Source organism: Pseudomonas sp. 20P_3.2_Bac5 (assembly GCF_025466035.1).
Classification (GTDB): Bacteria; Pseudomonadota; Gammaproteobacteria; order Pseudomonadales; family Pseudomonadaceae; genus Aquipseudomonas.
Genome location: NZ_JANLOA010000092.1, coordinates 56,227 through 67,103 on the forward strand (window position 1 = coordinate 56,227; position 10,877 = coordinate 67,103).

The 10,877-nt window shown below is 57.8% G+C and carries 8 protein-coding genes and 3 tRNA genes; 10 read left to right on the top strand and 1 reads right to left on the bottom strand.

The window, feature by feature from the left end:
• Window positions 1-117: 117 nt before the first annotated feature.
• A complete protein-coding gene (gene folD, locus NTD88_RS16235; RefSeq protein WP_095159155.1) occupies window positions 118-972 on the bottom strand; it encodes a bifunctional methylenetetrahydrofolate dehydrogenase/methenyltetrahydrofolate cyclohydrolase FolD in 855 nt (284 codons plus the stop codon).
• Between the two features lie 284 nt (window positions 973-1,256).
• Between folD and NTD88_RS16240 the strand changes: the two genes are divergently transcribed.
• The 10 genes from NTD88_RS16240 to NTD88_RS16285 all read left to right on the top strand — a co-directional run bounded on the left by NTD88_RS16240 (window position 1,257) and on the right by NTD88_RS16285 (window position 10,827).
• Window positions 1,257-1,333 (top strand) — tRNA-Arg (locus tag NTD88_RS16240).
• Window positions 1,334-1,375: 42 nt separating this feature from the next.
• Window positions 1,376-1,451, top strand: a tRNA-His gene (locus tag NTD88_RS16245).
• A 53-nt stretch (window positions 1,452-1,504) separates the two neighbouring features.
• Window positions 1,505-1,589 (top strand) — tRNA-Leu (locus NTD88_RS16250).
• A 209-nt stretch (window positions 1,590-1,798) separates the two neighbouring features.
• Entirely contained in the window at window positions 1,799-2,104 is a 306-nt protein-coding gene (locus NTD88_RS16255; protein WP_095159203.1) for a DUF6388 family protein, read from the top strand.
• A gap of 252 nt (window positions 2,105-2,356) precedes the next feature.
• Entirely contained in the window at window positions 2,357-3,670 is a 1,314-nt protein-coding gene (tig, locus tag NTD88_RS16260; RefSeq protein ID WP_110970796.1) for a trigger factor, read from the top strand.
• Between the two features lie 90 nt (window positions 3,671-3,760).
• Complete coding sequence (gene clpP / locus NTD88_RS16265; protein WP_095159205.1) at window positions 3,761-4,402, top strand: ATP-dependent Clp endopeptidase proteolytic subunit ClpP; 642 nt, start codon at window positions 3,761-3,763, stop codon at window positions 4,400-4,402.
• Window positions 4,403-4,511: 109 nt separating this feature from the next.
• Entirely contained in the window at window positions 4,512-5,795 is a 1,284-nt protein-coding gene (gene clpX / locus NTD88_RS16270) for an ATP-dependent Clp protease ATP-binding subunit ClpX (protein WP_095159206.1), read from the top strand.
• A gap of 152 nt (window positions 5,796-5,947) precedes the next feature.
• The gene (gene lon, locus NTD88_RS16275) at window positions 5,948-8,344 is read left to right on the top strand and encodes an endopeptidase La (RefSeq protein ID WP_095159207.1); all 2,397 of its coding nucleotides are present in this window, start codon (window positions 5,948-5,950) and stop codon (window positions 8,342-8,344) included.
• A 147-nt stretch (window positions 8,345-8,491) separates the two neighbouring features.
• A complete protein-coding gene (locus NTD88_RS16280) occupies window positions 8,492-8,764 on the top strand; it encodes an HU family DNA-binding protein (RefSeq protein WP_095159208.1) in 273 nt (90 codons plus the stop codon).
• Window positions 8,765-8,955: 191 nt separating this feature from the next.
• Window positions 8,956-10,827: a SurA N-terminal domain-containing protein gene (locus tag NTD88_RS16285; protein ID WP_095159209.1), complete on the top strand. Its 1,872-nt coding sequence runs from the start codon at window positions 8,956-8,958 to the stop codon at window positions 10,825-10,827.
• The last annotated feature ends 50 nt before the right edge of the window (window positions 10,828-10,877 follow it).

Here is a 10,877-nt window from a genome sequence, read left to right on the forward strand (position 1 = left end):
GGGAAAGCTGAAACAGGTGATTTGGCAGCTGAATCGGCTGCGAGGGTTTTGGCTGTATTACGGGGATAAAAAAACGGCACCGTGGAAGGTGCCGTTTTTGGGAAGCGCGTTACTGAATCACTTGTGCAGTTCTTCAGCCGCGTACAGGGTGTTCTCCAACAGGCAGGCGCGGGTCATTGGGCCGACGCCGCCCGGGACTGGCGTGATCCAGCCGGCGCGAGGCAGGGCGGTCTCGTAGACCACGTCGCCCACCAGCTTGCCGTCTTCCTGGCGGTTGATGCCGACGTCGATGACGATGGCGCCTTCCTTGATCCACTCGCCCTTGACCAGGCCCGGTTTGCCGGCGGCCACGACCACCAGGTCAGCGCGGCCAACGTGGCCGGCGAGGTCCTTGGTGAAACGGTGGGTGACGGTGACGGTGCAGCCGGCCAGCAGCAGCTCCATGGCCATCGGGCGGCCAACGATATTGGAAGCGCCGACGACGACTGCATCCATGCCGTACAGATCCTGACCGGTGCTTTGCAGCAGGGTCATGATGCCTTTTGGCGTGCACGGGCGCAGCAGCGGGATGCGTTGGGCCAGGCGGCCGACATTATAAGGATGGAAACCGTCGACATCCTTGTCCGGACGAATGCGCTCGAGCAGCAGCGAGGCATCCAGGTGAGCGGGCAGCGGCAGTTGCAACAGGATGCCGTCGATGTTCGCGTCATTATTAAGACGGTCGATCAGGTCGGTCAGGTCTTGTTGGCTGGTGTTGCTTGGCAGGTCGAAAGCCTGGGAGATGAAGCCGACTTCTTCGCAGTCTTTACGCTTGTGCGAAACATAGACTTGAGAGGCAGGGTCGTTGCCAACCAGGATCACCGCCAGGCCGGGAGTCCGCAGACCTTGCTGGCGACGTTCCACGACACGTTGGGCGATCTGCTGGCGCAGGCTGGCGGCGATCGCCTTGCCGTCGATAAGTTGTGCAGTCATGACGGGTGATTAACCATCGAGAGGGAAAAAAAGAGCGCGCATTCTCGCATGACCACGGCGCAGGGCAAAGGCGCTTGGTCCGGCAAATCCCCTAAGCCCTTAAATAAAATGAATTTTTTTGAAAAAAGAGTTGACGACCTTACCGGCCGTCTATAACATTCGTCGCACTTGTCGGGCAGGGCCTAGCACTGGTTAGCAAGGTCGGGCAGAATGAGCGGATTTGTTAGCTTGTTCGGTAAGGCTAAAAGTTAATTTGTAATCTTAAAAGAAAGCAGATTAAATATGCGCCCGTAGCTCAGCTGGATAGAGCATCCGCCTTCTAAGCGGATGGTCGCAGGTTCGAGTCCTGCCGGGTGCGCCATACAAGGCAGCTTTGGCACAAGTAAAGCAGTATCGCAATATGGTGGGCGTAGCTCAGTTGGTAGAGCACAGGATTGTGACTCCTGTTGTCGTGGGTTCGATCCCCATCGTCCACCCCATATTCCAGAAGGCGCCTGATGAAAATCCGGCGCCTTTGCTTTAAAAGCGTTATGCGGACGTGGTGAAATTGGTAGACACACTGGATTTAGGTTCCAGCGGCGCAAGCTGTAAGAGTTCGAGTCTCTTCGTCCGCACCATCTTTAGTTTCGCCGCCTTCCGCTGAATGCCGCGAAACTTCAAAAAAGGCCGCCTTGAGCGGCCTTTTTCTTTTTCCGTCCTTCGCTTCCTTTATTACTGCTGTTTGTTGCGGTTCCTGCCGGGTCCCATGACTAGCAAGACCTGAACAAAAGCTGATAGATTTCAGCCGGTTGACAAAATGCCGGTGAGTCGGCGGGCGGATGGAAAGATGATTGCGAAAGAGTCCCGGCAGGCTGTTGCGCTGGAGCGCTTCATTCAGGCCAATCCACAGTTGCTGGCGGAGATTGCCGCGCTGAGTGAGTCCGAGCAGCAGCAACAGATCCAGTGGGCATTTGAAGATGAAGCCCAAGAGCAGGGTATCGAGCCTTGGGAGCTGACCTTGCGTCTTATCGCCGAGTCGCCAGAAGAACTTCAGGTCATGCGCCTGGAAGTTCATCGCGAGGTGGCCGAGGCGTTGGGAATGAGCTGGGAAGAGTACTGCGATTTCAACGAAATCGATGGTCCTGCTTCCTGATACGTTGAATTGTTTCGCCGGAGAGTTGACGCAGATCCGCACAGCGCTCGCGAGTGGGGTGGAGAATCCTTGTTTCGCGGGCGTTGCAGGTCTGTTCCGCCGCTGTCCGGCCATTGTCGAAAATCATGAGAGCCGGCGCCATTTGCCTCCGGGTCGAACAGGGTGACTTCTGGTGTGTGAGCTACTAGAATGCTTGCCCTTGATTCTGGAGTCGGGTTTCGCCGGCTAACGTCTGTGCAACGAGGAATATCCATGCAAGTTTCTGTTGAAAATACTTCCGCTCTCGAGCGCCGCATGACCATCGGCGTTCCAGCCGAGCGCATCGAGACCGAAGTCAACAAGCGTCTGCAACAGACTGCCCGTCGCGCCAAGGTCCCAGGTTTCCGTCCTGGCAAGGTGCCAATGAGCGTGATCCGTCAGCGCTACGAAGATGCAGCCCGTCAGGAAGCCCTGGGCGACCTGATCCAGGCCACCTTCTATGAAGCTGTTGTCGAGCAGAAGCTGAACCCGGCTGGCGCCCCTGCCGTCGAGCCAAAAGTCTTCGAAAAAGGCAAGGACCTGGAATACGTCGCCACTTTCGAAGTCTTCCCTGAGTTCACTGTTGCCGGTTTCGACTCGATCGCTGTCGAGCGCCTGAGCGCCGATGTGACCGACGCCGACCTGGACAACATGCTGGAAGTGCTGCGCAAGCAGAACACCCGTTTTGAAGTGGCCGAGCGCGCTGCCCAGAACGAAGACCAGCTGAACATCGATTTCGTTGGCAAGATCGACGGCGAAGCCTTCGCTGGCGGTTCGGCCCAGGGTACCCAGCTGGTTCTGGGTTCCGGCCGCATGATCCCGGGCTTCGAAGAAGGTCTGGTTGGCGCCAAGGCTGGTGAAGAGCGTGTGCTCAACCTGACCTTCCCTGAGGACTATCAGAACCTGGACCTGGCTGGCAAAACCGCCGAGTTCACTGTTACCGTCAACAGCGTTTCCGAGCCGAAGCTGCCTGAGCTGACCGAAGAGTTCTTCGCTCAGTTCGGTATCAAGGAAACCGGTCTGGAAGGTTTCCGCACCGAAGTTCGCAAGAACATGGAGCGTGAACTGCGTCAGGCCATCAAGACCAAGGTCAAGAACCAGGTAATGGACGGCCTGCTGGCTGCCAACCCGGTCGAAGTGCCGAAAGCCCTGCTGGAAAACGAAGTGAACCGCCTGCGCGTTCAAGCCGTACAGCAGTTCGGTGGCAACATCAAACCTGAGCAACTGCCGGCCGAGCTGTTCGAAGAGCAAGCCAAGCGCCGCGTCGTGCTGGGTCTGATCGTCGCTGAAGTGGTCAAGCAGAACGAGCTGAAGCCAGACGAAGATCGCGTTCGCGAGCTGATCCAGGAAATGGCTTCGGCCTACCAGGAGCCTGAGCAGGTCGTGGCTTGGTACTACAAGAACGACCAGCAACTGAACGAAGTTCGTTCGGTTGTGCTGGAAGAACAAGTTGTAGATACTGTCCTGCAGAAAGCGACTGTGACCGACAAATCGGTCTCGTACGAAGAGGCCGTCAAACCAGCACAGGCACCTGCCGACGCTGAGTGATTTCCTCCTTCGTAGGAAAACCCCACAAGCCAGCCTTCGCGCTGGCTTGTGCGTATTCAAGCCACGACTATTTGGGAGTGAGTGCAGGACATGTCCCGCAATTCTTATATTCAGCAGAGCTCTGACATCCAGGCCGCAGGCGGCCTGGTCCCGATGGTTATCGAGCAGTCCGCCCGTGGCGAACGCGCCTATGACATTTACTCGCGCCTGTTGAAGGAGCGTGTGATCTTCCTGGTGGGTCCTGTAGAGGACTACATGGCCAACCTGGTTGTGGCGCAACTGCTGTTCCTTGAAGCGGAAAACCCGGACAAGGATATCCATCTCTACATCAACTCCCCAGGCGGGTCGGTGACTGCCGGTATGTCGATCTACGACACCATGCAGTTCATCAAGCCGGACGTCTCGACTATCTGCATTGGCCAGGCCTGCAGCATGGGCGCCTTCCTGTTGGCGGCCGGTGCCGCTGGCAAGCGCCACTGCCTGCCAAACTCGCGGGTGATGATTCACCAGCCGCTGGGTGGGTTCCAGGGTCAGGCGACCGATATCGAGATCCACGCCCAGGAAATTCTCAGCATCAAGGCGCGCCTGAATGAGCTGTTGGCTCATCACACGGGCCAGGAGCTGGAAACCATCAAGCGTGATACCGAGCGCGACAACTTCATGAGCGCCTCGCGCGCAGCCGAGTATGGCCTGATCGACTCGGTCTACGACAAGCGGCAACTGGTGTCCTGATCCCGGGTCCCCAGAGCAGGTAGGCGCGGAAAGCGCCTACCTGCGGACTTGAAAAAGCCCGCAATTGCCTTCATCTTGTGTTGCAAGCCTACCGGATTGGATCGATCGAATGACTGACACCCGTAACGGCGAGGACAACGGCAAATTGCTCTATTGCTCCTTCTGCGGCAAAAGCCAGCATGAAGTGCGCAAGTTGATTGCCGGCCCCTCGGTATTTATCTGCGACGAGTGCGTCGACCTGTGCAATGACATCATCCGTGAGGAGGTGCAGGAAGCCCAGGCCGAAAGCAGTGCGCATAAATTGCCTTCGCCGAAAGAAATCAGCGGCATCCTGGACCAGTACGTCATTGGTCAGGAGCGTGCGAAAAAGGTTCTGGCTGTAGCGGTATACAACCACTACAAGCGCCTGAATCAACGTGACAAAAAGGGCGACGAGGTTGAACTGGGCAAGAGCAACATCCTGCTCATCGGCCCAACGGGTTCGGGCAAGACCTTGCTCGCTGAAACCCTCGCTCGTCTGCTGAATGTGCCCTTCACCATCGCTGACGCTACCACGCTGACCGAAGCCGGTTATGTGGGCGAAGACGTTGAGAACATCATTCAGAAGTTGCTGCAAAAGTGTGATTACGACGTAGAGAAAGCCCAGATGGGTATTGTCTACATCGATGAAATCGACAAGATTTCGCGCAAGTCCGATAACCCGTCGATTACTCGTGATGTTTCGGGTGAAGGCGTGCAGCAGGCCTTGCTCAAGCTGATCGAAGGCACCGTTGCTTCGGTTCCACCACAAGGTGGCCGCAAGCATCCGCAGCAGGAATTCCTGCAGGTCGATACGCGCAACATCCTGTTCATCTGTGGTGGTGCATTCTCCGGTCTGGAGAAGGTCATCCAGCAGCGCTCTACTCGCGGCGGTATCGGCTTTGGTGCTGAAGTCCGTAGCAAGGAAGAGGGCAAGAAGGTTGGCGAGTCGCTGCGTGAAGTAGAGCCGGACGATCTGGTCAAGTTCGGTCTGATTCCTGAGTTCGTGGGTCGTCTGCCGGTCCTGGCAACGCTTGACGAGCTGGATGAAGCCGCATTGATGCAGATTCTGACTGAGCCGAAGAACGCCTTGACCAAGCAATATGGCAAGTTGTTCGAGATGGAAGGTGTGGACCTCGAGTTCCGCAGCGATGCGCTCAAATCGGTTGCCCGCAAGGCACTGGAGCGCAAGACCGGTGCTCGTGGCCTGCGTTCGATCCTGGAAGGCATTCTGCTCGACACCATGTACGAGATTCCTTCGCAGAAGGATGTCAGCAAGGTGGTTATCGATGAGAGCGTCATCGAGGGTACTTCGCAGCCGCTGCTGATCTACGAGAACAGCGAGCCGCAAGCCAAAGCCGCGCCAGACGCCTGAGTCCGGCAACGCAGCGAAACATGCAAGGGGCCTACGGGCCCCTTTGCTTTTCCTGTTGCAGAGCTTGTTTTTTTCCGGGGCTGCCCCCACATTAACCCCAAGCTCAAATTTCCATCGGATTACGGCCATATGGCCGCTGTAGAGGCGAAATCATGAAGACAACCCTCGACTTGCCTCTTTTGCCATTGCGCGATGTCGTTGTTTACCCGCACATGGTCATCCCGCTGTTCGTGGGACGTGAAAAGTCGATCGAGGCCCTTGAGGCCGCGATGACAGGTGAGAAGCAAATCCTTTTGCTGGCTCAGAAGAACCCCGCCGATGATGATCCGGGTGAAGACGCCCTCTATCGCGTCGGCACCATCGCTACCGTCCTCCAGTTGCTGAAACTGCCCGATGGCACCGTCAAGGTGCTGGTCGAAGGCGAGCAGCGTGGTTCGGTCGAGCGCTTTGTCGAGGTAGACGGTCATATCCGCGCTGATGTCGCCCTGATCGATGAGGTCGATGCGGCTGATCGCGAGTCCGAAGTTTTCGTCCGCAGTCTGCTTTCCCAGTTCGAACAATATGTGCAGTTGGGCAAGAAGGTCCCGGCTGAAGTACTGTCGTCGCTCAACAGCATCGATGAGCCGGGCCGCCTGGTCGATACCATGGCCGCCCACATGGCGCTGAAGATCGAGCAGAAGCAGGAAATTCTCGAAATCATCGACCTGGCCGCCCGCGTTGAGCATGTGCTCGCGTTGCTGGATGCCGAGATCGATCTGCTGCAGGTCGAGAAGCGCATTCGTGGCCGCGTCAAGAAACAGATGGAGCGTAGCCAGCGCGAGTACTACCTGAATGAGCAGATGAAGGCCATTCAGAAAGAGCTGGGTGATGGCGACGAAGGCCACAATGAAATCGAGGAACTGAAGAAGCGCCTCGAGGCTGCAGGCCTGCCGAAAGACGCGTACACCAAGGCTCAGGCCGAGCTGAACAAGCTCAAGCAGATGTCGCCGATGTCGGCTGAGGCTACCGTGGTGCGTTCGTACCTCGACTGGCTGGTGCAAGTGCCGTGGAAGGCCCAGAGCAAGGTCCGTCTTGATCTGGCCAAGGCCGAAGAAATTCTCGATGCCGACCACTACGGGCTGGATGAGGTCAAGGAGCGCATCCTTGAGTACCTCGCCGTGCAGAAGCGCGTGAAGAAAATTCGCGGTCCTGTGCTGTGCCTGGTGGGTCCGCCCGGTGTCGGCAAGACGTCGCTGGCTGAGTCCATCGCCAGCGCCACCAACCGCAAGTTCGTGCGCATGGCCCTGGGTGGCGTGCGTGACGAGGCTGAAATTCGTGGCCACCGTCGCACCTATATCGGTTCGATGCCGGGCCGCCTGATCCAGAAGATGACCAAGGTTGGCGTACGCAACCCGCTGTTCCTGCTCGATGAAATCGACAAGATGGGCAGCGACATGCGTGGCGATCCGGCCTCCGCTCTGCTGGAAGTGCTCGACCCCGAGCAGAACCACAACTTCAACGACCACTATCTGGAAGTCGACTACGACCTTTCCGATGTGATGTTCCTGTGCACGTCCAACTCGATGAACATCCCGCCGGCGCTGCTCGACCGGATGGAAGTGATCCGTCTGCCGGGCTACACCGAAGACGAGAAGATCAACATCGCGGTCAAGTACCTGCTGCCGAAGCAGATCAAGGCCAACGGTCTGAAGAAGGCCGAGCTGGAAGTCGACGTGGCGGCGATCCGCGACATCGTTCGCTACTACACCCGTGAAGCCGGTGTGCGTGGCCTGGAGCGCCAGATTGCCAAGATCTGTCGCAAGGTGGTCAAGGAGCACGCAGGGCAGAAACAGGTTGGGGTCAAGGTCGGCAGTGACCGCCTGGAACACTTCCTGGGTGTGCGCAAGTTCCGTTACGGCCTTGCCGAGCAGCAGGATCAGGTAGGCCAGGTCACCGGGCTGGCCTGGACCCAGGTGGGCGGCGAGTTGCTGACTATTGAAGCTGCCGTGGTACCGGGCAAAGGTCAGCTGATCAAGACCGGTTCGCTGGGTGATGTGATGGTCGAGTCGATCACCGCCGCGCAAACCGTGGTTCGCAGCCGGGCGAAGAGCCTGGGGATTCCCGCGGACTTCCACGAGAAGCGCGACACCCATATCCACATGCCTGAAGGTGCGACGCCCAAAGACGGTCCGAGTGCCGGTGTCGGCATGTGCACAGCCCTGGTTTCCGCGCTGACCCAGATTCCGGTGCGTGCTGATGTCGCCATGACAGGTGAAATCACGCTGCGTGGTCAGGTGCTGGCGATTGGTGGTTTGAAGGAGAAATTGCTCGCTGCTCACCGTGGTGGAATCAAGACAGTCATCATTCCGGAAGAGAACGTTCGTGATCTGAAAGAAATTCCTGACAATATTAAGCAGGATCTTCAGATTAAACCTGTCAAATGGATTGACGAAGTCCTCCAAATTGCGCTGCAATACGCCCCGGAGCCCTTGCCGGATGTGGCTCCTGAGATTGTCGCCAAGGATGAAAAACGCGACAGTGATTCCAAGGAACGAATCAGCACACATTAGTAAGTATTTAGCGGGGTGGCCTCGCTGACCGTTTTCAAGGTCCTTGTCGTAAAAGGCACTTAAGTGTCACAGGCCACTCGGCAGTTGTTTAAGCTTTTCCATTACATAGTTAGAAACAAACTCAATAGAGATATAAGGGGACTTAGAGTGAACAAGTCGGAACTGATTGACGCTATCGCTGCATCTGCTGATATCCCGAAAGCTGTTGCCGGCCGTGCGCTGGATGCAGTCATCGAATCTGTCACTGGCGCCCTGAAGGACGGTGACTCGGTGGTTCTGGTAGGTTTCGGTACCTTCTCGGTAACCGATCGTCCTGCTCGTACCGGCCGCAACCCGCAAACCGGCAAGACTCTGGAAATCCCTGCTGCCAAGAAGCCTGGCTTCAAGGCCGGCAAGGCGCTGAAAGAAGCCGTCAACTAAGACGTTCTCTTCAGGTTTTCGCCTGGCTGGAATGGCCCTCGCGGCCAGCCCGCTTGTGAAGCACGAGCGATCAACAATTCGCCTGCTTCGCGCGTTACGAGAAGGCGCATCCCCGGATGCGCCTTTCTTCTATCAGGACTCTACCCACGCTCCGCGGTTGTGCTTTTGACACAGCCGTTTCTGGGGGACGCATGCTGCAGAATATCAGGGACAATTCACAAGGTTGGATTGCCAAGACCATCATCGGTGTCATCGTGGTACTGATGGCGCTGACCGGCTTTGACGCCATCTTCCAGGCCGTCAACCACAACAAGGATGCTGCCAAGGTCAACGGTGACACCATCAGCCAGAACGAGCTGAGCCAGGCTGTCGACACGCAACGTCGGCAACTGATGCAACGACTGGGCAAGGACTTCGACGCCTCCCTGCTTGACGACAAGATGCTGCGCGAAGCTGCGCTCAAGGGCTTGATCGAGCGGCAACTGCTGCTTCAGGGCGCCCGCGATGCCAAGTTCTCCTTCTCCGAAGCCGCGCTGGATCAGGTGATCCTGCAAACGCCCGAGTTCCAGGCGGACGGCAAGTTCAGCCCCGAGCGTTTCGATCAGGTCATTCGTCAACTGGGCTATGGCCGTCTGCAGTTCCGCGAAATGCTCGCTCAGGAAATGCTGATTGGCCAACTGCGCGCTGGTCTGGCGGGCAGTGGTTTCGTTACCGACTCGCAAGTTGAAGCGTTCGCTCGCCTCGAAAAGCAGACCCGTGATTTCGCTTCGCTGACCTTCAAGGCCGACCCTGCAGCGAGCAAGGTCACCGATGAACAGATCAAGGCGCATTACGACGAGCACGCCAAGGAGTTCATGAGCCCGGACCAGGTGGTCATCGACTACATCGAGCTGAAGAAGTCTGCGTACTTCGATCAGGTCAATGTCGACGAAAACGAGCTTCAGGATCTGTACCAGAAAGAAATCGCCAACCTCGCCGAACAGCGCCATGCCGCGCACATTCTGGTGGAAGTCAACGACAAGCAGGACGAGGCCAAGGCCAAGGCCCGCATCGAAGAAATCCAGCAGCGTCTGGCCAAGGGTGAAGACTTCGCGGCGCTGGCCAAGGAGTTCTCGCAGGATCCTGGCTCGGCCAACAGCGGTGGTGACCTGGGTTACGCCGGCAAGGGCGTCTACGATCCAGCCTTCGAAGACGCGCTGTATGCGTTGAACAAGGGGCAGGTTTCCGCGCCTGTGCGTACCGAGTTCGGCTTCCACCTGATCAAGCTGGTGGATGTGCAGGCGCCAGAAGTGCCGACCTTCGCCAGTCTGAAGGACAAGCTGAGCCGCGAGCTGAAGACCCAGCAGGTCGAGCAGCGCTTTGTTGAAGTCACCAAGCAACTGGAAGACTCGGCGTTCGAAGCCTCTGACCTGGCCCAACCGGCACAGGACCTGGGCTTGAAAGTGCAGACCTCGCAGCCTTTCGGCCGTGAAGGTGGTGACGGCATTGCTGCCAATCGTCAAGTGATCCAGGCTGCGTTCAGCCCGGAAGTGCTGGACGAGGGTTCCAACAGCTCGGCTATCGAGCTGGACCCGGAAACCATCGTGGTTATCCGTGCCAAGGAGCATCGCAAGCCTGAGCAACTGCCATTGGAAGCCGTTTCCGATGCCATCCGTGCTCACCTGGCTCGCGAGCAGGCCACTGCCGCGCTGAAAGCCAAGACCGAGGCCCTGATGGCTGGCCTGAGCGATGGCAAGATCGCTTACCAGCCGGTGCAGGACGGTCAGGCGTGGAAGGTCCAGGAAGCGGTCTCCCGCAGCCAGGACGGTATCGATCCGGTTGCTCTGCAGGCGCTGTTCCGCATGAGCAAGCCTGAGGCCAAGGACAAGCCGGTTTACTCCAGCGTCATCCTGGCTGACGGTAGTGTCGTCGTGCTGCGCCTGAACGGCGTCAACGAAGGCACTGCGGCGAGCGAAGAGGAGAAGGGCCAGTACCGCCGCTACCTCGCTTCCCGTGCCGGCCAGCAGGACTTCGCGGCTTACCGCAAGCAGCTGGAAGCCAACGCGGAAATCACGCGTTACTGAGTGCTGTCGCGCTATTGAAAAAGGCCGCTGATGCGGCCTTTTTCATGTCT